This window comes from Ramlibacter sp. MAHUQ-53, from assembly GCF_052600055.1.
This window is the reverse complement of record NZ_JBQWTS010000001.1, coordinates 273,076-296,561: the sequence shown is the minus strand read 5'-3', so window position 1 is coordinate 296,561 and position 23,486 is coordinate 273,076. Positions and strand designations below refer to the sequence as shown.

Genomic DNA, 23,486 nt, shown 5'->3' with positions numbered 1-23,486 from the left:
CGCCGGACCCGGATGCGGTGACGGGCAGCCCCGTCGAGCTGACCACCCCGGCGTACTGGGCCGAGGCCTGCAAGTACCTGGCCCGCAAGGACCGGGTGATGAAGCGGCTGATCCCGCAGTTCCCCGACTCCACGCTGCGCTCGCGCGGCGATGCCTTCACCACCCTGGCGCGCAGCATCGTGGGCCAGCAGATCTCGGTGAAGGCCGCGCAGAGCGTGTGGGACCGCTTCGCGGTGCTGCCCAGGAAGATGACGCCGGCCAGTGTGCTCAAGCTCAAGGTCGACGACATGCGCGCGGCCGGGCTGTCGGCCCGCAAGATCGAGTACCTGGTCGACCTGGCCCTGCACTTCGACTCCGGCGCGCTGCACGTGGCGAAGTGGCAGGACATGGACGACGAGTCCATCATCGCCGAGCTGGTGGACATCCGCGGCATCGGCCGCTGGACCGCCGAGATGTTCCTCATCTTCCACCTGATGCGGCCCAATGTGCTGCCGCTGGACGATGTCGGTCTCATCAATGGCATCAGCCAGAACTATTTTTCGGGCGACCCGGTGAGCCGCAGCGAAGCCCGCGAGGTGGCCGCCGCCTGGTCGCCCTTCTGCAGCGTCGCGACTTGGTATATTTGGCGGTCGCTCGACCCGCTGCCCGTCGAGTATTGAAACGCGACGGGCCACGCCCCACGAGGAGAACAATTTGGCAAAGAAGACCTTTCTTGATTTCGAGCAGCCCATCGCGGAACTGGAAACCAAGATCGAGGAACTGCGCTACGTGCAGTCCGAGTCCGCCGTCGACATCTCTGACGAGATCGACCAGCTGTCCAAGAAGAGCCAGCAGCTCACGAAGGACATCTACAGCGACCTGACCCCCTGGCAGATCACCAAGATCGCGCGCCACCCCGAGCGCCCGTACACGCTCGACTACGTGAACGAGATCTTCACCGACTTCATCGAGCTGCACGGTGACCGCCACTTCGCGGACGACCAGTCCATCGTCGGCGGCCTGGCGCGCTTCAACGGCCATGCCTGCATGGTGCTGGGCCACCAGAAGGGGCGCGACACCCGCGAGCGCGGGCTGCGCAACTTCGGCATGAGCCGGCCGGAGGGCTATCGCAAGGCCCTGCGCCTGATGAAGACCGCCGAGAAGTTCAAGCTCCCGGTGTTCACCTTCGTCGACACGCCCGGCGCCTACCCCGGCATCGACGCCGAGGAGCGCGGCCAGTCCGAGGCCATCGGCCGCAACATCTTCGAGATGGCGCAGCTGCAGGTGCCGATCATCACCACGGTGATCGGCGAGGGCGGCTCCGGCGGCGCGCTGGCCATCTCGGTGGCCGACCAGGTGCTGATGCTGCAGTACTCCGTGTACTCGGTGATCTCGCCCGAGGGCTGTGCCTCCATCCTCTGGAAGACCTCCGACAAGGCGCAGGACGCGGCCGAGGCCATGGGCATCACCGCTCACCGCCTGAAGGCCCTGGGCCTGGTCGACAAGATCGTCAACGAGCCGGTGGGCGGCGCCCACCGCGATGCCAAGCAGATGGCGGCCTACCTCAAGCGCGCGCTGAACGACGCCTGGCGCCAGCTGGCCGACCTGAAGCCGCGCGAGCTGCAGGACCGGCGCTACGAGCGGCTGCAAAGCTATGGCCGCTTCACCGACACCAAGGCCGAACGCTGATCCCCCGCCGGCCGTGCAGGGCGCCCTCGAGGCGATGCTGCGCGGCCCGGCTCCCTCCCTTCCCCTCGCCGTTGCCCTGAGCGGCGGCGCCGACTCCACGGCGCTGCTGCTGCTGGCGGTGCGCGCCTTCCCGGGGCAGGTGAGGGCGGTCCACATCCACCACGGCCTGCAGGCCGCGGCCGACGGCTTCCAGCGCCATTGCGAGGCCCTGTGCGGGCGCCTGGGCGTGCCGCTGGCCACGGTGCGGGTGCAGGCCGCCCACGCCCCGGGCGAGAGCCCGGAGGACGCCGCCCGCCGCGCCCGCTACGCCGCGCTGGCCCGGGCCGCGCGCGAGGCCGGCGCCGCCTGCGTGTGGCTGGGGCACCATGCCGACGACCAGGCCGAGACCCTGCTGCTGGCCCTGAGCCGCGGCGCGGGCCTGCCGGGCCTGGCCGCCATGCCCCGGCGTTTCGAGCGCGAGGGCCTGGCGTTCGAGCGCCCGCTGCTGGCCGTGCCCGGCCCGCAGCTGCGGCGGTGGCTGCAGGCCGAGGGCGTGCCCTGGGTGGACGACCCCACCAACGCGGACACCGCCTTCACCCGCAACCGCATCCGCCACGAACTGCTGCCGGCGCTGGAGGCGGCCTTCCCGCAGTTCCGCGAGACCTTCGCGCGCTCGGCGCGCCATGCGGCGCAGGCCCAGCAGCTGCTGGCGCAGGTGGCGGCCGACGACCTGCAGGCCATGGGCGGCCCGCCCGCCCTGGCGTCGCTGCAGCGCCTGTCCCGCGAGCGCCAGGCCAACCTGCTGCGGCACTGGCTGCGCGTGGCCCATGGCGCGGCGCCCAGTGCGGCCCAGCTCGAGGCCCTGCTGGACCAGGTGGCGGCCTGCCGCACGCGCGGCCACCGCATCCACCTCAAGGTGGCCAGCGGCTTCGTGCTGCGGGCCGGGGATCGCCTGGCCTACCAGGCCGCGGTGTAGCCCAACGGTATAATCGTCGGCTTCGCGCAGGACGCCCGTCCTGGCCGTGCGGGACGCTGGACCGCGCTGGTGCGCACTGTGCGCGCGATCCACCTCCCATTTTTCCCATGGCATTGATCGTTCACAAATACGGCGGCACGTCGATGGGCTCCACCGAGCGCATCCGCAACGTCGCCAAGCGCGTGGCCAAGTGGGCGCGGGCCGGCCACCAGATGGTGGTGGTGCCCAGCGCCATGAGCGGCGAGACCAACCGCCTGCTGGGCCTGGCCAAGGAGCTCTCTCCCGCCAAGTCCTCCGACGCGCTGCTGCGCGAACTGGACCAGCTGGCCTGTACCGGCGAGCAGGTCTCGGTGGGCCTGCTGGCCATCGCGCTGCAGGCCGAGGGCGTCGAGTCGGTGAGCTACTCCGGCTGGCAGGTCCCGATCCGCACCAACAGCGCCTTCACCAAGGCCCGCATCGAGTCCATCGACGACCAGAAGGTGCGCGCCGACCTGGCCGCCGGCAAGGTGGTGGTCATCACCGGCTTCCAGGGCGTGGACGAGGCCGGCAACGTGACGACGCTGGGCCGTGGCGGCTCCGACACCTCCGCCGTGGCCGTGGCCGCCGCGATGAAGGCCGCGGAATGCCTGATCTACACCGATGTCGACGGCGTCTACACCACCGACCCGCGCGTGGTGCCGGAAGCCCGCCGCCTCTCCACCGTCTCCTTCGAGGAGATGCTCGAGATGGCCTCGATGGGCTCCAAGGTGCTGCAGATCCGCTCGGTGGAATTCGCCGGCAAGTACAAGGTGCCGCTGCGCGTGCTGTCCAGCTTCACCGCCTGGGACATCCCGATCGAGGAAGAGGCCAAGTCCGGCACCTTGATCACTTTTGAGGAAGACGAACAAATGGAACAAGCCGTCGTTTCCGGCATCGCGTTCAACCGCGACGAAGCCAAGATCTCGATCCTGGGCGTGCCCGACAAGCCCGGCATCGCCTTCTCCATCCTGGGTGCCGTGGCCGAGGCCAACATCGAGGTGGACATCATCATCCAGAACGTCTCGAAGGACGGCAAGACCGACTTCAGCTTCACGGTGCACCGCAATGACTACCAGCGCACCGTCGACCTGCTCAAGGCCAAGGTGCTGCCCGCGCTGGGCACGGACCGCATCGAGGGCGACACCAAGATCTGCAAGGTCAGCATCGTCGGCATCGGCATGCGCAGCCACGTGGGCGTCGCCTCCAAGATGTTCCGTTCGCTGAGCGACGAGGGCATCAACATCCAGATGATCTCGACCTCGGAAATCAAGACCTCGGTCGTGATCGACGAGAAGTACATGGAGCTGGCCGTGCGCGCGCTGCACCGCGCGTTCGATCTGGACCAGCCCGCCGCCTGAAGAGGCCATTCTTCGGGCATAATGCCGGTCTGCTGGAAACGTGACCGAGAGGCCGAAGGTGCTCCCCTGCTAAGGGAGTATGCGGTGTAGAGCCGCATCGAGGGTTCGAATCCCTCCGTTTCCGCCAAGCACCCGACCCCAGGCAAGCGATTGCCTGGGGTTTTTTCTTGTCCGGCGCGACTCCTAGAATCACGGATGGACCTGACGCAATGCATGCCGGCATGAATACCCATGATCTTCCCGAGGTGGCAGCGCCCGCACACGCGCAGGAGCCCCCCTTCTGGAACGCCGAGGTGGAGGCCATCCCCTTCTGCCAGGCGCTCAAGCAGCGCTACCCCGACATCCTGATGGAGCTCAACGAGCTCGCGCTGTCGCACAAGCCCTTCAACGACTTCCCCGATTACGGGCTTTACAGCAATGGCTGGGAGGCTTTCCCGGTCTCGGTCTACGAGGGGGAGTTCAATGACTTCCTCCCGAATGCGGCCTCGATCGACATGGCCGCCACGATGCGCCGGATCCGCCAGCACCTGCCGGTGCTGTCCGCGCTGGTGGAGCCCCTGGAGCGTGAGGGCGTCCTGCGCAATGCCTTCGTCAGCCGCCTGCGCCCCGGGTCGGTGATCCATCCCCACCGGGGCTGGACGCCCCATTACCTGCGCATCCACCTCGGGCTGCTGTGCGACCCGGGCTGCCGCCTCACCGTGGGCCCTGAAACCCATGCCTGGAAGCCGGGCGAACTCCTGGCCTTCAAGGACGGCGGCCCCTACGAGCACAGCGTCCGCCACGCCGGGGCACGCGAGCGGATCGTCGCCTCGTTCGACCTGCGCCTGACCTACGTGGCCCGGTTCATCCCGGGCATCTGCGGGCCCTGGCATGCCGCCTGACAGCCTGCCTCGCGCCGTGCCGCCCGTTTTCCGCGACTACGCCCAGTTCCCCTTCCTGCAGCCCCTGGAGGCCCGGTGGGAGGCGATCCGCGACGAGTACCTGGCCATCGCCCACCGCGGCAAGCCCTGGCACGAGGCCGGCCTCCACAACGGGCGCTGGGACACCGTCGGCCTGTACCAGTTCGGCAAGTGGCTTCCCGAGGCCGGCGCCTGCCCCGAGACCACCCGCGCCCTGGAGGGCGTGCCGGGCCTCTTCCTTGCCGGCTTCTCGGTGCTGAAGGCGAACTGCCGCATCCACCCGCACCGGGGCTACACCCAGGAGGTGCTGCGCTCCCACCTGGGCCTGGTCTGCCCCCAGCCCGCCTGGATTCAGGTCGCCGGCGAGTCCTACAGCTGGACGGCCGGGCAGGGGGTGGTCTTCGACGACACCGAGCTGCACAGCGCCGCCAACGAGTCGGCGCAGGACCGGGTGGTCCTGATCGTCGACTTCTTCCGCTGAAGGCGGCGCGGCGGGCCGCGCCGCGCCTCACGCGGGCAGGGTGATGGTGAACACGCTGCCCCGGGGCGTGTTGGCCTCCACGCGGATGGTGCCGTGATGGCGGTCCACGATCGACCGCGCGATGTAGAGGCCCAGGCCCGTGCCGGCGGGCTTGTGCGTGTGGCGCCCCCGGAAATACCGCTTGAACAGGTGCTCGCGGTCGTCGCCGGCGATGCCCTCGCCCTGGTCCAGCACCTGGATCACCAGCTGGTTGTCCGCCTGGTGCTGCCGCAAGGTCACCGGCTCCTCCTCGGGGCTGTGGTCGCAGGCGTTGCGCAGGAGGTTGCCGATCGCGATCCGCAGGAGCCCGGCGTCGCACATGACCCGGGCCGGGGCGGTGATCTCCAGCGTGATCCGGCCCCGCTCGGGCTCGGGCAGGTCGTCGATGGCCAGCCGGCACACGGCCGCCAGGTCGTGCCAGCCCAGGTCCGGGCTGCAGGCATCGAGCAGCAGCCGCTCGGTGGTGAGGTAGCTGGTGATCAGCGAGGACATGCGGTGGTTGGCACGCTCGATCTTGTCCAGGCGCTTGAGCAGGCCCTCTTCGCCGGAATGCAGGGCGCGCAGGTTGTCGACCGAGGCCTGGACCACGCTCAGGGGCGTCTTGAACTCATGCGAGACCATGTCGATGAACTTGCCCTGGTCCTCCCGCAACTGCGTTTCCAGCCGCAGCCGGGTCTCGGCCGCATCCTTGTCCCGCATCAGCTTGTTGTACCCGGCGAAGATGGCCACGCTCATGACCATCATGTGGGCGAAGGCGCCGATCTGGTAGCTGTTGTCGTTCCAGAAAGTGGGCTCGATCCAGCCGATGTTGCGCAGGTAGCGCCAGCACACGCCCAGGTAGAAGGGGCTGAAGGCGACCAGGAAGATCCTCGATTCGCGGTCGCCCGCCAGGGCGAGCCGCAGGGCGAGGACCAGGAGGAGGGCGATCACGCTGATCGAGACCAGCTGCATGACCGGCACGATCGTCCGGTACTGGCCGCCGAGCACGAGGACGAGCCCGACGGCGGTGAGTGCCATCGCCATGTAGCGCAGGGCCGTGGACAGCCTGGGCGCATGGTCCGGCAGGCGGATGAACTCGGTGGAAAAGAACATCCCGGAGGTGAGCGACAGGGCGAGCCAGATGCCGAGCCAGGTGACGTAGGTGCCGCTGGGCATCGCGTCGACGTACTGGATCGGCCAGCCGCTCGTGAAGAGCGCGGCGAGGAAATTGATCCCGACATAGCCCAGGTACCACAGGTGCAGGCGTTCGCGGGTCCACGTCCAGTAGAACGCGTAGAAGACGACCACGAAGGCATAGGCCCCGAACATCAGGCCCCAGATGAAGTTCTCCCGCGAATGCTGGAGCAGCAGGGATTCCTGCGGGTGCAGTTCGATCGTGGAATTCAGGGCCGTCTGAGTGCTGATGCGCAGGAGGTACAGGTCGGCCGCCTCGTCCTGCTTGAGGATGTGGAAGGTGGGCTGGCGCAGGGCAAGCTCCCGTCGGGCCTCGGCTGAAAGCGTCGTGCCCAGCCGCTCGTGGGGCCGTCCCTCGCGGTCGATGGCGTAGAGCCGAACGTCCATCAGCAGGGGCTGGCCCAACGCCAGGTACCAGCTGGTCGGGTCGTCCGCCGCCTCGCGCGCCAGGCGGAAGCGCAGCCAGATCGCGCTCGCCGTGAACCCCTCCGACAGTTCCCCGGTGAGATTCGACCACTGCGCTGCCGGCGCCTGGAGGACCTCGGCCGCCGTGAGCGCGCCGCTGCTGTCCCGGAGGACCTGGGCATGCCGCTTGAGGTCCAGCTTCTTGGCCTGGGCCAGCCGCAGGGGCGGGGGCAGCGGCTCGCTTTGCGCAAAGGCCAGCGCGGGCAGCCAGGCCAGGGCCAGCGCGAGGAACCAGCGGGCCGGGCTTATACGCCAATTAAAAGTGACTGAAAATAGCCGGAACGTCATATTTGATCAGGAATCGGAATCGCCCGATGGGCATGATTGCTCAACATGACCAAAGTGCTATTGCTGGACGACGAGCAGGATCTTAGGGAAGAGGTGGCTACCTTCCTGCGGGAGCGGGGGGGATTCGAGGTGGTCGAGGTCGGCTCGATCCGGCAGTTCTACCAGTACTTCAAGCCGGACGCCTTCGACATTGTCGTGGTGGATGCCATGCTTCCCGATGGCGATGGCACCTCGGTCACCGAGGAGCTTCGCCGGGAACACCCGAAGTGCGGCATCGTGATGTTCACCGCCCGCGACAGCACGCGCGACCGCATCAACGGCTACCGCGGGGGCGTGGACCACTACGTCACCAAGCCGATCCGCATGGAGGAGCTCCTCGCGATCCTGGAGGCGCTGGCCCGCCGGGTCTGTGAGCCGCCCTCGTGGAGCCTGCAGCTGGGCGGCTGGTCGCTGCGCTCGCCGCGGGGGGCCGAGGTGCGCCTCACGGCCATGGAATACCGCTTCCTGGTGGCCCTCAATGCCCGCCAGGGGCAGGCCCTGACGCGCCGCCAGCTGATCGAGCAGCTGGGCAAGGATGCGACGGTTTATGACGACCGGAACCTCGACGCCCTGGTGCTGCGCCTGCGGCGCAAGGTGCGCGACCATACCGCCGAGGACCTGCCGCTGAAGACCGTGCACGGATCGGGCTACATGCTCTCCGAGGCCCTCTCGGAAGAGAAATATTGAGTGAATAAGGCTTCACTTCTTCAGGCCTTAATACCGGGTCTTTATCTACTTTGAAATCATAAATTGACAGTTCGCGGGGACTGTCGATTTCGACAATCCATGAGCTTCCACTCAGTGGGCCGTCCGGCCCACCGGACGTCTCATGGTCATCACCGCCGCCCCGCCTGAACCTGTTTCCTTTTTCCAGAAAAACCCGATGGAGGTGGCCCGGCAGGCCATCGACGCGGCCGACTGGGAATTGCTGCGCTCCGTCGCCGTCCGCAAGCCCGCCGCCTGCCTGACCGTGCTGCAGCAGGCGCAGGTGCTCGAGCCGGACTCGCCCCTGCACCAGCCGCAGCCCCTGCAGCTGTTCGCCTCGATCTGCCTGCGCTTCGGCTCGCATGCCGATGCGGGGTGGGGCCTGTACTACGCGGCCCGGCTGCTGGGGGGCGCGCAGCACCTGCCCCTGCCGATGCAGAACGCGCTGCTGCGCAACCACCCGCTGTGGCACCAGGACGTGAAGGGCGACCGGGTGGTGCTGGCCCGCCCGCGCGAGCACCATGCCCCGGCCCTGGTCGAGATGCTGGGCGACGCGGAGTTCCGGGCCAAGTACAACGCCTTCCTGCCGGCGCCGGAAGCCGCGGCGCGCGAGTACATCGAGCGCGTGGGCCGGCCCGTCGAGGCCGCCCGCCAGATCAACTGGGTCGTGCAGAGCCCGTCGGGCGAGGTGGCCGGCCTGGCCACGCTGGCGGCGCTGGACTTCGTCAACCGCCGCGCCGAGCTGGTCTTCGGCTTCCGGGGTGACGCGGCCGATGGCCGCGCGCGCATGGAGGCCTTCCAGCTGGTCCTCATGCTGACCTTCCAGGAGCTGCGCCTGGCCAAGCTGTGCAGCATGGTCTACGCGACCAACCCCGAGGCCCAGGACATGACCCTGCGCATGGGCCTGACCCAGGAGGGCTACCTGCGCCGCCACCTGGTGGTGCCCGGCCACCCCGAGGGCGTGGACGTGTACCTCAACGGCCTGCTGCTCTCCGACTTCCACACCGACCCCCGGATCCAGCAGCACTCGCGCCTGGCCTTCCGGCGCACGGACCCGACCCGGCTGTTCGACCACCGGCGCTGATGCCGGCCTCCACCGCCCCCTGAATTCCCAGACTCAACGCCTCCGCCCCCTCCATGACCGCACAGAACATCCTTTTCATCGACTCCCGCGTTCCTTCGCCTGAACTGCTGATGGCGGGCCTCGATCCGTCGACCGACGTGATCATGCTCAACGATCAGGAGTCGGGCCTGGTCCAGATCGAGCGGGCGCTGCAGGGGCGCCAGGATGTCTCCGGGGTCCACGTGGTCTCGCACGGCGGCCCGGGTGCGTTGCTGCTTGGCAGCAGCCTGGTGAACGCGGACACCCTGGCCGCCGAGAGCGCCACGCTGGCCGCCATCGGCGCCAGCCTGTCGGCCGATGCCGACATCCTCCTGTATGGCTGTGACGTGGCGGCGGGCGATGCGGGCCAGCGCTTCATCCAGGCGCTGGCGGCCGGAACCGGCGCGGATGTGGCGGCGTCGATCGACGCGACGGGCAGTGCCACGGCGACCAGTGACTGGTCGCTGGAAAGCGCCACCGGCCCGGTCGAGGCGACGTCGCTTGCGCCGGCCGACTACGGCTTCGACCTGGGCTGGTGGGCCAACGTGTCGATCACGAGCCCGGGGGGCACGGACCCCTGGGCCATCAACCGAGGCACCCAGTACACGATGATCTGGGACGCCGACGGCGGCGGCAAGGGCTCGAAGTACGGCGTGGCCAACAACGTCAGTTCGTACAACGTCTCCAACCTCTACGCCAGCGGCTACAACGGCGACTGGGAAGCGATCTGGTACACGTTCACCGGCTCGCCGGGCGCGATCCCCGGCTCGCCGTGGTACGTGTCGAACTGGGACCCGGATGCGGGCGGCTACACCTACTGGGGTGCGTACGCCAACGCCACGCCCTGGCGCGTGTCCAATGACAGCTCGATCGGGCTGTCCGGCGGCAACGTCTTCATCGGCCAGGGCGCCAGCCGCACGATCGACGTGTCCAAGCTGGTCGCGGACGACTACTACGACGCGGCCAACACCTGGCGCTACTTCACTGGCGGCTATGCGACCCAGGCGTATGCCGGCGTGATCTCCGCGTCCTCGTTCACCGTTGACGACGCGACTGCGAACTACGCCACCTTCAACGCGCCCAACCGCATCGATTGGAAGGGCACGGTCTACCTGGGCAGCATCACCTACTCCGTCAACGACGGCGTGGACTACAGCCGGGGCGACAACCTCAACCCCGACTACTACTCCGCCTACAGCCGCTACAAGTCGGCGACGTACACGACCTACGTCTACGGCACGTATGCGAACGACGCGATCACCTGGACGTCCGCGCCGGCGGACCAGTCCTGGACCAGCGCCTCCCGCTCGACCTTCAACTTCGCCCGCGGCGCGCAGGACCCGGACAGCGCCGATTACGTCACCGGCTACAGCTTCGTCGGCATCCAGGAGAAGGTGTCCGGCAGCTACACGTCCATCACCAGCACGCTGCCGACCTGGCTGAAGCTCAGTGGCACCACCTTCTACGTGGACAACCTGGCGCCGGAGTACGCGGGCAAGGAGTACCGGATCACGGTGCGGGCCACGTCGAGCGACGGTACGACGATCGACAAGCTGTTCACCCTGACCACCGGCACGGCGGCGCAGGTGAACGACGCGCCGGCCAGCTCGGGCAATACGGTCACCTTCAACGAGGACACGGCCTTCACCTTCCGTGAGGCGCTGTTCACGTTCACCGACCGTGACAACACCACGGGCGGCTCCACCGGCTTCGGCGCGACCCTGGTCAGCGTGAAGATCACCTCGCTGCCGTCCGCCTCGGCGGGCGTGCTCACGCTGGGCGGCACGGCCGTCACCGTGGACCAGGTCATCCCGAAGGCCTCGCTGGGCCAGCTGGTGTTCACCCCGGTGGCCAACTACAACGGCACGGCCTCGTTCACCTACAAGGTCAATGACGGCATCGCGGATGCCACGGCGGCGGCGACGATGACGCTGTCGGTGCAGTCGGTCCGCGACCTGCCGGTGATCACGGTCACCCCGGCCCAGACGATGACCGTCGCCGACACGGCGGCCTATGACACCAGCTACACCGCGCTCACCGGCACGCTGAGCGCCACCAACCCCGAGAACACCGCCTCGGTGACCCTGGGCATCCTGGGCGGCACCGTGTCCGGCGACTCGGTGACCAAGTCGGGCACCTACGGCACGCTGACGCTCACGCCCTCCACCGGCGCGTGGAGCTACGCGCCGAACAAGTACGCGGCGGTCAACAAGCTCTCGTCCAATGCGACCGAGGTCTTCACCTTCAAGGCCACCGATGCGGGCGGCTACAGCAGCACCCAGACCCTGACCGTCTCCCTGACGGGCACGGACGATGCACCCAAGGTGGGCGGCGTGCTGGGGAATGAGACCTTCAGCGCCACCGGCAACTGGACGTACCAGGTGCCCGCCAATGCGTTCTGGGATGCGGAAGGCACGGCGCTGACCTACACGGCGAAGCAGGCGGACGGCAGCGCGCTGCCTGGCTGGCTCAGCTTCAATCCCGCGACCCGCACCTTCAGCGGCGATCCGACGGCGGATGAAACCCTGCACCTGAAGGTCACGGCCAGCGACGGGACTTCGTCGGTCGACCAGGCGTTTGACGTGACGTTCTCCGGTCAGGGCAACCGCGCGCCCGTAGTGGCTAGCCCTATCGCCTACCAGATCAAGGCGGCGCAGCACGAAACGACCGAGGTGACGTTCTCCACCGGCGTAGCAGACGGCATGATCATCGACGTTGCCCTGCCGGCGGCAGGCGCAACCGTTCCCGTTACTGTTGCGGCAGCAACGCCGGGCGATACCGCTACCCCTGAAGAAGTCGCTTTTTCCATTGCTGGGGCGGCCTACACGGGCTACACGGTCACGAGTGCCGGCGCCAAGGTCACCTTCACTGCGACCGATTACAGCAACCAGGCAAACATCACGGACGCTGGTTTCACGCTCAATGGCACGCAGCTGGGTGGGCTCACCGTCGTTACGACCGATGGCGCATGGACTTACCAAGTCCCGGCGGGCACTTTCACCGACCCCGAGGGCGGGGCGCTGACCTACTCCGCCTATGACGGAGCAACGCTGCTGTCGACGTCTGGCACCTCGATCAGTTTCGATCCTGCCACACGCACCTTCAGCGGTGACGGAAGCACCTTCAACAAGACCATCAAGTTGGTTGCGACCGATTCGGCCAACGCCAGCACCGAGCTGTTGTTCGGCCTGCAGGTCTACACCGGTGCCCCGGTGACGAGCCTGACCGCCGGCACGACTCCCGGCACCGGTGGCCACGTGACCTTCGGCAGCGGCGCCGGCTCCTTCAGCTACACCGTGCCGCCGGATGCCTTCGCCATCAGCGGCCAGGTGCCGACCTACACGGCAACGCTGGCGGACGGCACCACGCCGCTGCCGTCCTGGCTGACCTTCGATCCCGTCACGCAGACCTTCAGCGGCAATCCGCCGGCGGGGGCATCGAGCGTTGCGGTCCTGGTCACGGCCACCACCGGCGGGCTGACCGCCACGCAGTCCTTCACGCTCGACGTCACCGGCTCCAACGACCCCCTGGTCCTGGCCAACCGCATCCCGGACCAGACCGTCAACGCCCGCAGCGCGGTGGACTTCACCATCCCCGCCAACACCTTCACCGACGCCGATGGCGAGGCGGTGACCTATGCCGCCGAGTGGAGCTACGACAACGGCACCACCTGGGTGGCGCTGGACGATGCCACCCATGGCACCGGCCTGACGTTCGACTCCGCGACCCGCAAGATCAGCGGCACCCCGCTCGACACCCTGCCGTTCCTTCAGGTCCGCGTCACCGGCACTTCGGCCGACACCACGACGGCGTCGACCAGCTTCACCTTCAACTTCACCAACGTCCCGGCCAACACCGCCGGCTCGGCCACGCTCGCCGTCACCACGGATAACGCGCCTTCCGGCACCACCGTCGGCGACGTGGTCACGGCCACCGTCACCGACGCCAACGGCGTCACCGCCGGCAACGTGCAGTACCAGTGGCAGGTGTCGAACGACTCCGGCACCACCTGGACCAACGTTCCGGGCGCCCGCGGCACCGCCGGCAACACCCTTACGCTGACCCAGGCCGAGGCCACCGGCCAGGTGCGCGCGCTGGCGTTCTATGACGACAACCAGGGCAACGTCGAGACCCTGACCACCAACGCCCTCACCGTCGCCGCCAACAACGTGGCTGGTACCGTCACCATCCTGGGCTACCCCGCCCCGGGCGACAACCTGTTCGCGCAGGTGAGCGACGCCAACGGCATCTCGGGCGCCTCGTTCAACTACCAGTGGCACCGCGGCACGTCCACCGGCTTCACGCCTTCGGTCAGCACCGCGATCTCCGGCGCCACCTCCGCCAACTACACGCTGACTCCCGACGACGGCGGCAAGTTCATCACCGTCGTCGTCTCGTACACCGACGCCCAGGGCTTCAGCGAATCCATCACCCAAGCCGTCAACAGCGGCAACCCGATGGAGCTCGCCCCCACCGCGCCCGTGGCCGTCAACGACACCGGCAACCCGCTGACCGAGAACTCCGGCATCGCCAACGCCACCGTCGGCACCGCCACGTCCAGCGGCAACGTGCTGACCAACGACACCGACGTGAACGTCAACGGCCGCGCCGAGTTCGCGGTGTCCGCCGTCATGCTGGGGAGCACCGAAGGCGTGGGCGAGCAGGCCACCGTCACCGGTAGCCTGAGCTACCCGGGCGGCGTGCTCACCGACACCCGCGAGTACACCCTCGCTGGCAAGTACGGCACCCTGGTGGTGCAGGCCAATGGCCAGTACACCTACACCCTGGACCAGGCCAATGCCGACGTGCAGGCCCTCGCCGTCGGCCAGACCCTGACCGAGGAATTCAACTACGAACTCAGCGACGGCCGCCCGGCCTACCTCACCGACACCGCCACGCTGACCTTCACCATCAACGGCGCGAACGACAAGCCGACGGTGACCGGCTTCGACCGCTTCACCCCCGTGGTGCTGGAGGACGTGGCCACCTTCCTGCCCACCGGCGCGCTGGTCTTCACCGACCCCGACATGGGCGACACGGCCCAGCGCACCAGCGGCGTCAACACCAACTTCAAGGTGGTGTTCTCGGTCGCGGAAGGCCACCTCAAGGTGCCGGTGCTTCCCGCCGGCACGGGCGTCAACGCCATCACGGTGACCGGCAACGGCACCGCCAAGCTCGTCCTGACCGGCTCCATGGCCGCCATCCAGGACTGGCTGGGCGCCGACCGCATCCAGTACATCACCGCGCCCAACGACGAGGGCACGACCACGATCAACGTGGCGGTGGACGACGGCTACGGCCTCGTCACCTTCCCGGCGATCAACATGACCATCACCGCGCAGAACGACTCGCCGGTGGTGGACCTGAACGGCCCGGCCGGCACGGCGGGCAACGCGGGCTACGGCTACACCGTCCTGTTCCGCCCGCGCGGCGACGCCGTCAAGATCGCCGACACCGACGCGGTGGTCTTCGACGCCGACACCGGCGACACCATCCAGTCCGCCGTGATCCGCCTGTCCGGTGGCGCCGTGGACAACGAGTTCGGCACGATCTACGAGACCCTGACCTCCTCGCTGGGCGACACCTACAGCGTGGGTGGCCACAGCTTCACGATCACGGGGAACGGCACGCCGGAGATCACCGTCTCCGGCCTCGGCACCCACGCCGAGTACGCGACGATCATCAAGTCCGTCAGCTACCTCAACGCCAACCCCAACGCCTACGGCGGCGACCGCGAGGTCACCGTGCGCCTGGTGGACACGGCGGATTCCGCGGCGAACCGCTCCGACTCCAACAAGTCGCTGCTGATCGCCGCTGCCGCCAACACCAGCGTGGCTCCCGGCCTGCGCATCATCATCGACGGCGTGGACACGGGCATCTCCGTGGCCCAGGTGCTGGACTCCAAGCACTACGTCACCAGCAGCCCGATGCCGGTGCTGACGCCGACCTCGACCATCACCCTGGCCGACGCGGCCGTCATCGCCACCGGCAGCGGCAGCACGCTGACGCTGGAGGTGGCCGACGCCGCCATCCAGGCCGGCCAGAAGATCGTCGTGGGCGGCAGCGTGGTGGCCACGGTCAGCGCGGTCAACACGACGGGCGGCGTCACCACGGTGACCACCACCGCCGCCCACGGCCTCTCGGCCGGCGCCCAGGTGTCCTTCGAGACCACGCTGCCGCTGACCGAGACCGGCAGCTCGGCGACGCGCAACGTGACCTCCGCGGTGAGCGGCGGCACCTCGCTGGCCCTGAACGCCATCGACCTCACCCTGAAGGTCGGCCAGCACATCTTCATTGGCGGCACGGACACCGGCAAGACGATCACGGCGATCAGCCATGCCGCGTCCGGCACCACCGTCACCGCGAGCGCCGCGCTGAACGTGGCCACGACCGACGCGCTGACTTTCCGCAGCTTCGCGACCAATACGGTGCCCACCGCCACGGCCACCATCCAGAACATCTGGACCACCGAGGTGGACCTGAACGGCGTGCTGGCCAACGGCCGCGACTACACCACCAGCTTTACCGAGGGCAATGCCAACGGCGTCGAGATCGCCGCCGCCTCCGCCAGCCTGGACAACCAGGAGGTCAACGTGCGCCGCGTGGTCGCGGTGCTCACCAACCCGGTCGACGGCACCGCGGACCAGCTGCGCCTCAACCCGGCCTACACCACGGCGCTCCTGGGGCGCGGCATCACCGCCACGGTGAGCGGTGACCAGCACACCATCACCCTGGCGGCCATCAACACCGGCGCCGGCGTGAAGGCTGCCGACATGCAGCTGGCCCTGCGCGCGGTGCAGTACCTGAACACCAGCGAGAACCCGAATGTCACGCCGCGCGTGCTGAGCGTGACGGTGGAGGACACCAGCGGGCTGTCCGGCGTGTCCGCGAACACCACCATCAACATCATCCCGGTGAACGACGCGCCGACCCTGGGCGGCGACTTCAAGGCCACGATGGACGAGGGCGGGGTCTACGTCATTACGGGAGGCGCCGGCAACGACTTCAACCCGGCCGACATCGACAACGATGTCACCACCCTGACCTACGCGGTCACTACGCTGCCCGCTGCCGGCCTGACCGTCTTTGTCGACGCCAACGGCGACGGCAACGTCGACCCGGGCGAAGCCCTGGCCGTGGGCTCCAGCTTCACGCATGCCGAGCTGCTGGCGGGCCGCGTCAAGCTCTCGCAGTCGGGCGCCGACCGCGTCTTCGCCGGCTTCAGCCAGGCCGACGCGCAGGCCCTGGTGCAGGCGATGTCGTTCGAGAACAAGCTGGGTACCGATGCCAGTACCGCCACGGTGCCGGGCGCCGGCCTGCGCAAGGTGACCCTGGTCGAGGCGACCCCCTGGAACCACTCGGGCACCGAAGGCTCGGCCGTGTCCCTGGGCACGGTGGCCAACGTGACCGACCTGGCGGTGGTCTCCACGCTGTTTGCCAGCACCACCCTGACCGCCCTCGGCGCCGACGACTACAAGACCCTGAAGTTCCAGGTCGAGGGTGTCCGTGACGGCCTCTCCGAAGTGCTGCACATCGGCGGCCAGGACATCCCGCTGGTCCCCGGCAGCATCACCGCCGGCGGCACGGTCTACGCCGTGACCGCGACCGGCACCGCCGGCACCTACCTGGTGACGGTGTCGAAGTCGTCCTACGCCCTGGGCCTGGACCTGGCCGATGGCGGCCAGGACGGCGCCCTGCCGGTCCGCGCCACGCTGAACATCACCCTCAACCCGGTGAATGACGCACCGGTCGTGACCGCCACGGCCGCCACCGGCGGCTTCACCGAGGGCGGCGCGGCCGCCCCGGTGTTCAGCGCGGTCACCGTGTCCACCGGCGACACCAGCGGCGCGGCGCAGTCCATCGCCCAGGCCACCCTCACGGTGTCCGGCGTGAAGAACGGCGCCGACGAGAAGCTGCTCCTGGGCAGCACGGCCGTCGCGGTCGACCTCGTGGCCACCGGCTCCGGCAACCTCACGGTGACCGTGGGCGGCTCCACCTACACCGTGGTCCGCACCGTGACCGTGAGCGGCGACGTGGCCACCGTCACGCTGGCCAGCACCCAGTCCACCGCGGCGTGGAAGGGCCTGCTGGAAAGCCTGGCCTACACCAACGCCAGCACCGACCCGGCCGCCAACGCCCGCGTCATCACCCTGGCCTCGGTCACCGACAGCGGCAGCAGCACCGCGCCGAACGTCAACACCGCCACGCTGGCCCTGGCCCGCACCGTGCCCGTGACGCCGGTCAATACCGCGCCGACGCTGAACACCGCGCCCTTTGCGCTGTCGGTCATCGACGGCGCCACCGGCCTCATCAGCTCCACGCTCATGGGCGCCACCGACGGCGACGGCGCGGCCGCGACCGCCAAGCTGGCCTACACGCTGGCCACCGCGCCTGCCAAGGGCGACCTGTTCATCGACAGCAACGGCAACGGCAGCATCGACTTCGGCGAGAAGCTGGTGGCCTCCGGCGCCCCGCTGCAGGGTGGGGCGCTGCGCAGCACCTTCACCCAGGCCGAACTGGCCGCCGGCAAGCTCAAGTTCCAGGCCGCGGGCACCAGCACCGGCGCCGACAGCTTCAGCTTCACCGTCACCGACGGCGTGATCGCCACGCCCCTGAGCCGCGGCTTCGACATCACCATCGTGCCGGCCTCGAGCGTGCGCGGCGCCGTCAGCGGCACCAGCACCACGGCGACCGACGTGTTCAGCGGCGTGAGCATGAACGTGCCGGCGGGCGAGACCGTGCAGTCGTTCACCTTCACGGTGTCGGGCATCAAGGACACGGGCGAGAAGCTGACCATCAACGGCCAGACGCTGGCCCTGGTCAACGGCACGACCGTCACCGCGGGCGGCGTCACCTACACCGTGACCGTGGATGCCGATGGCAAGGCGACCGTCACCGTGGCCGATACCACCGCCCCGGGCTGGACCGCCTCGGACGCCGCGGCCCTGATCGACGGCGTCACCTACACCAACACCTCGGGCACGCCGACGGCCGGCCCGCGCGTGGTGGAGCTGACCAGCACCAGCAACTACAGCGGCTCCGGCACCACCCTGCCGCAGACCCCGATCCAGCAAGGCACCGTGACGGCCACGCCGGCCGACCCGGTGACCGATGTCGCGGCCGGCGCCACGGTGACCAGCAGCACCGATGGCTCGCAGCCGCTGTTCACCGATGTCGCGGTGAGCATGCCCGCCAGCGAAGGCATCGACCGCCTGACCTTCACCGCCGGCCCGGTGCGTGACGGCGCGGACGAAGTGCTGAAGATCGGCGGCAAGTCGGTGCCGCTCGTGAACGGCACGACCGTGACCGACGCCGCCAACGGCGTGACCTACACCGTCACCGTCGATGTGAACGGCATCGCCACGGTGACCGCCACCTACGCCACCGACCTGACCGCCGCCACCCTGCAGGCGGCCCTGGAGAGCGTGGCCTACGCCAACCTCCATGTCCCGCCCACCCCGGGCCAGCGTTCGGTGGAATTCACCAGCATGTCGGACTCCGGTACGCCGGGCTCCACCGTCGCCGTCAACCTCGACGGCGTGGTCAACGTGAAGCCGGCGGTGGACGCCTTCGGCGCCTCCGCCCTCGCCAAGCTGGACACCGCGGTGCCCACGGGCAGCACGGTGGGCAGCCTGACCTTCAGCGTCAGCGGTGTCGCCGATGGCGCGAGCGAGGTGCTCAAGGTCAACGGCCAGGACATCCCTCTGGTGGCGGGCATCACCGTGATCGACGGCGTGACCTACACCGTCACCGTCACCGGCGGCGTGGCCACCGTCACCGCCAGCAAGGCGGCCCCGGGCTTCACCGAAGCCCAGGCCGTGGCCCTGGTCGACGGCGTCACCTACGTCAACAACGCCGAGCCGCCGGCCGCGGCCAGCAAGTCCATCTCCCTGGACGGCGTGGGCGTGCTGACCGGTTCGTCCACCACCCCCACGGCCACGCCGATCACCGACGCGGACAGCACCACCTCCTACGGCAACGCCGGCACCGACCCGTTCAGCGCCAGCGACATCACCGCGGCCAATGCGGCCATCCCCGCCGGCGGCGCCAACGCCCTGAGCTTCACGGTCAGCGGCGTGCAGGACGGCAGCAGCGAAGTGCTGAAGTTCGGCGCCACCACCGTGGCGCTGGTTGACGGCACGACGGTGACCGATGCCACGACGGGCGTGGTCTATACCGTGTCCGTCGTCGGCGGCGTGGCCACGGTCACCGCGACGCCCGCGGCGCCCGCGACGGTCCTGGCCGAAGCCGTGGCCGAGGCTGTGGTGAACAGCCTGACCTACGACAACACCTCGGGCACGCCGCATGCCGGCGACCGCACGGTGTCCTTCACCAGCGTGACCCCGACCACGGGCTCCGCCATCGCGGTGACGGGCGTCAGCGGCACGGCCACCGAGCTGGCGCAGCCGGCCAACGCCGCGCTGCCCACGGTGACCCACACCGGCTTCACCATCGCGGAAGGCGGCCTGGTCCAGGTCACCACCGCGATGCTGAATGCCAGCGACTCCGAGAGCGCCGCTTCCACGCTGAAGTTCACGCTGACCGGCCTGACCGATGCGACCCTGTTCCGCGACATCAACCTCAATGGCGTGGTCAACGCCGGCGAGGCGATCGCGGTCGGCGAGTCGTTCAGCCAGCAGGACATCGCCAACGGCCTGCTCAAGATCCGCCACAACGGCAGCCAGCCGACGACCAACACGCTGTCGGTCAAGGTCTCCGACGGCATCGGCTCGACCACCAGCTCGCACGCCTTCACCGTCACCAACGTGAACGACGGCCCGGTCGGCCTGCCGGTGATCACCGGCACCGCCGGCCGCGGCGAGGTGCTGACGGCCAGTGTCGCCAGCCTCACCGATGCCGACGGCCTGCCGGGTTCTCTGAGCTACCAGTGGAAGGCCGACGGCGTCGCCCTCGGCGGCGCCACCGCCTCCACTTACACCGTGCAGCGTGCGGACATCGGCAAGCAGCTGACCGTGACGGTGAGCTACACCGACCAGGGCACCACGGCCGAATCCGTGGACAGCCTGCCGACCGCCACCGTCGTCAACATCAACGAGGCGCCGTCGCTCACGGCCGGCACCGTCACCGTGGCCGAGGGCGGCTCCATCACCCTCACCGGCGGCGCCAGCGCCATGGTGCGCGCGGTGGACAACGACGGGCTGACCGGCTCGCATGTCTTCACCGTCACCGCGGCGCCCGCCGCGGGCACCCTGTACCGCGACGCCGACGGCGACGCGGTGCTCGACGACGGCGAGGCCATCGCCGCCAGCGGCCAGTTCACCTGGGCCGACCTGAGCTCGGGCCTGATCCGCTACCGCCATGGCGGCTCCGAGGCGGGCGACACCTTCTCGTTGAAGCTCGGCGACGGCCTGCTGCAGACGTCCGCCGTGGCCTTCACCGTCGGCAAGACCGAGGTGAACGACGCGCCGGCGATCGGCGGCCTGTCCACCACGAGCGGCGCGGACGTGGTGAGCGACCTGCTCACGTATCCGACGCCGAACGTGAAGATGCTGCTGGACCAGGGCACGACCTTCGCGTCGGTGACCGACAGCGACTCCACGGACTTCAGCGGCGGCTCGCTGCGGGTCTCGATCACCCTGAACAAGAACGCGGCCAAGGACAGCCTGTCGATCCGCCACGTGGGCACGGGCGCCGGCCAGGTGAACGTGAGCGGCAACACGGTCAAGGTCGGCACGACCGCGATCGGCACCTTCAGCGGCGGCACCGGCGCGGACGACCTGGTCGTCTCGCTCAACGCGGATGCCACCCCGGCCCGGGTGGCGGCGCTGGTCAGCGCGATCGAGTTCTCCAATGGCGAGACCGTGCCGAGCCGGGCCAGCCGCGCGGTCAGCTTCACGCTGAGCGATGGCGACGGCGGCACCTCGGCGCCGGCCACCGTGCTCGTCGACCTGACCGCCTCGGCCGCGCCCGTGATCCAGAACAGCGCGACCCAGGTGTCCGTGAACGAGAACAGCACCGACGTGGGCTTCTTCGTCGCGCTGGACCCGGGCCAGCTGGCTGTGACCTACAGCATCAGCACGGCCAACACGGCGGACAACGAGGACAGTGCCAAGTTCACGATCAACGCCCAGACCGGCCTGCTGAAGTTCATTGCCGCACCGGACTACGAGAGCCCGCTGGACCAGGGCGCCAACAACAGCTACCGCGTGATCGTGCGCGCGACCAACAGCCTCAACCTCGTTGACGAGGCCCCGCTGCAGGTGCTGGTCCAGAACATGACGACGGGCCCGGGCGAGAACGAGAACACCCCGCCGGCGCTGACGCTGGCCACGGTCAACGGCACCTCGATGACCGTGTACCTGTCGGACACGAGCCGGCTCGACGCGACGAACCTGCCCGCGACCAGCCGATTCACGGTCACCAGCAACGGCGCCGCCGTGCCGGTGACGGCGGTGAGCGTGGATGCCACGGCCAAGACCGCGACGCTGACCCTGGGCCAGTTCATCGCCAATGGCGCGACGGTGACGCTGGGGTACACGGATCCCACCGCGTCCAACGACGCGCTGGCGCTGCAGGACGAGTTCGGCAACGACCTGGCGACGGTCAGCAACCAGAGCGTGGTCGTCCTGACCCCGGCCCCCGCCACCGGCGGTGGCGGCACGGGCGGCACGGGCGGCACGGGCGGCACGGGCGGCACGGGTGGCACGGGTGGCACGGGTGGCACGGGTGGCACGGGTGGCACGGGTGGCACGGGTGGCACGGGTGGCACGGGTGGCACGGGTGGCACGGGTGGCACGGGTGGCACGGGTGGCACGGGTGGCACGGGCGGCACGGGCGGCACGGGCGGCACCGGTGGCACCGGTGGCACGCCGGGCGTCAAGGTCGACGTCACGCCCACCCTCGAGAACGCCGTCCCCTCGCTGCCCAGTGGCACGTCGGGCGGCGCGACCGTGGCCGGCGACGGCAACGGCGACGGCATCGCCGATTCGCAGCAAAGCGCCGTGGTGTCCGTCCCGCTCAAGGTCACGTCGACGCCGAGCACCGCAGGCGCAGGCACCGCGCAGACCTACATCACGCTGGTGGCGGCCTCCGTCAGCGGCAAGGTGGGCGCCTCGGAGATGACCCAGATCACCGACATCCAGCAGCTGGACGCGCCGGCGGGCCTGCCGCAGCCGGTCTCCATGCCGATGGGCCTGATCGCCTTCAAGTCCACGGTGCCGGTCGGCGGCGCGACGAGCAGCTACAGCCTGTACGTCGATGCCACCCTGAGCTTCAACGGCTACTGGAAGCAGAACGCCGCGGGCGTCTGGACCAACCTGGCGAGCGCGGCCTACGGCGGCGCCATCGTGCGCGAGGGCGACAAGCTGCGCATCGACTTCCGCGTCCAGGACGGCGGCGAGTTCGATGCCGACGGCGTGGCCAACGGCGTCGTGGTCGACCCGGGCGCCGTCGGTTCCCTGCCGCTGTCCCTCATGGGAACGCCGGCCGCCATGCCCGAGGGCCATGGCTGGTTCTGACCTGCGAATTTTCCGACTTGTGTGTCAAAATGAAACTAATGTGTATGGTTGAAACTAAGACGATTCGCGGGACCCGCGCCCTGGCGGCCCTGGCCCTGGCTGGCCTCCTGGCGGCCTGCGGGGGCGGCGGCGGCGGCGCTGCTGCGCCGGCCACCAAGGCGGCCAGTTCGGTGCAGGACATGCAGGGGCGTTGGGAGAACGCCGCCGCCAACTGGGATGCCAAGTGGCTGGCGCCGGCTGCAGGCCAGTCGGCCTCGCCGATCTGGCTGCTGGCGCGTGATGGCAGCTACCTGGCGTACCTGGAAGGCACCGTCGCCGCGGACGGCAAGGTCCGTGCCTCGGGCACCCGCTACACCCTCGATTCGGCGACCCAGACCACCTCGGCCGCGTCCTGGGACGGCACGGCGACGATCGTCGACGGCGCCACCCGCCTGGCCTTTGCCGATGGAACCAGCATGACGCGCAGCGCGGCGCAGCCGCTGGCGGTGCAGGGCGAAGTCACCGGTGCGTGGACCTCGCAGCTCGGCGCCGACCTGGTCACCCTCAGCTACGCCATCGATGCCCAGGGTGTCTTGACCGGCAGCAGCACCACCGGCTGCACCTACGCGGGCTACGTGGTGGTCCGCCCGAACAGCTTCGTCTACGACGCCAAGGTCAGCGAGACCTGCATCGACGGTGTCGCCAAGCTCCTCGAGGGCATCGGCAGCCTGGCCTCCGACAAGGCCCGCCTGACCCTGACCCTGCGCGGGCCCGCCGGGGCCTATGCCAAGGCGCTCTATTTCATCAAGAAAACCTGATTCCACAGCCTGAACAGAAAG

General features: G+C 69.1%; 11 protein-coding genes and 1 tRNA gene. 11 read left to right on the top strand and 1 reads right to left on the bottom strand.

Features of this window, described 5'->3' with window-relative positions; all coding sequences use genetic code 11:
• Positions 1-17: 17 nt before the first annotated feature.
• From ACT80S_RS01310 to ACT80S_RS01280, 7 genes are all read left to right on the top strand, one after another.
• On the top strand, positions 18-659 hold the full coding sequence (locus ACT80S_RS01310; protein ID WP_377412603.1) for a DNA-3-methyladenine glycosylase family protein: 642 nt from the start codon (positions 18-20) through the stop codon (positions 657-659).
• A 34-nt stretch (positions 660-693) separates the two neighbouring features.
• Positions 694-1,668 (top strand): acetyl-CoA carboxylase carboxyltransferase subunit alpha, encoded by a 975-nt coding sequence (locus ACT80S_RS01305; RefSeq protein ID WP_377411668.1) that lies wholly within the window; start codon positions 694-696, stop codon positions 1,666-1,668.
• 34 nt (positions 1,669-1,702) lie between these two features.
• On the top strand, positions 1,703-2,623 hold the full coding sequence (gene tilS / locus ACT80S_RS01300; protein ID WP_377412601.1) for a tRNA lysidine(34) synthetase TilS: 921 nt from the start codon (positions 1,703-1,705) through the stop codon (positions 2,621-2,623).
• Positions 2,624-2,730: 107 nt separating this feature from the next.
• Positions 2,731-3,999 (top strand): aspartate kinase, encoded by a 1,269-nt coding sequence (locus ACT80S_RS01295; RefSeq protein ID WP_377411666.1) that lies wholly within the window; start codon positions 2,731-2,733, stop codon positions 3,997-3,999.
• 34 nt (positions 4,000-4,033) lie between these two features.
• Positions 4,034-4,126: transfer RNA gene (locus tag ACT80S_RS01290), tRNA-Ser, on the top strand.
• A 94-nt stretch (positions 4,127-4,220) separates the two neighbouring features.
• The gene (locus ACT80S_RS01285; RefSeq protein ID WP_377411664.1) at positions 4,221-4,880 is read left to right on the top strand and encodes an aspartyl/asparaginyl beta-hydroxylase domain-containing protein; all 660 of its coding nucleotides are present in this window, start codon (positions 4,221-4,223) and stop codon (positions 4,878-4,880) included.
• A gap of 16 nt (positions 4,881-4,896) precedes the next feature.
• A complete protein-coding gene (locus ACT80S_RS01280) occupies positions 4,897-5,379 on the top strand; it encodes an aspartyl/asparaginyl beta-hydroxylase domain-containing protein (protein WP_377411662.1) in 483 nt (160 codons plus the stop codon).
• A 27-nt stretch (positions 5,380-5,406) separates the two neighbouring features.
• Here ACT80S_RS01280 and ACT80S_RS01275 read toward each other — a convergent pair whose 3' ends face one another.
• Positions 5,407-7,344, bottom strand: coding sequence for a sensor histidine kinase (locus ACT80S_RS01275; protein ID WP_377411660.1), 1,938 nt, complete (start codon positions 7,342-7,344; stop codon positions 5,407-5,409).
• 45 nt (positions 7,345-7,389) lie between these two features.
• Between ACT80S_RS01275 and ACT80S_RS01270 the strand changes: the two genes are divergently transcribed.
• The 4 genes from ACT80S_RS01270 (at position 7,390) to ACT80S_RS01255 (ending at position 23,465) form a co-directional block, all read left to right on the top strand.
• Positions 7,390-8,070, top strand: coding sequence for a response regulator transcription factor (locus ACT80S_RS01270; protein ID WP_377411658.1), 681 nt, complete (start codon positions 7,390-7,392; stop codon positions 8,068-8,070).
• Between the two features lie 196 nt (positions 8,071-8,266).
• Positions 8,267-9,172 (top strand): GNAT family N-acetyltransferase, encoded by a 906-nt coding sequence (locus tag ACT80S_RS01265; RefSeq protein WP_377411656.1) that lies wholly within the window; start codon positions 8,267-8,269, stop codon positions 9,170-9,172.
• Between the two features lie 53 nt (positions 9,173-9,225).
• Positions 9,226-22,668 carry a DUF4347 domain-containing protein gene (locus ACT80S_RS01260; protein WP_377411654.1) on the top strand — a complete coding sequence of 4,481 codons (13,443 nt, stop codon included), beginning with the start codon at positions 9,226-9,228 and terminating at the stop codon, positions 22,666-22,668.
• A gap of 44 nt (positions 22,669-22,712) precedes the next feature.
• Complete coding sequence (locus tag ACT80S_RS01255; RefSeq protein WP_377411652.1) at positions 22,713-23,465, top strand: hypothetical protein; 753 nt, start codon at positions 22,713-22,715, stop codon at positions 23,463-23,465.
• Positions 23,466-23,486 lie beyond the last annotated feature (21 nt).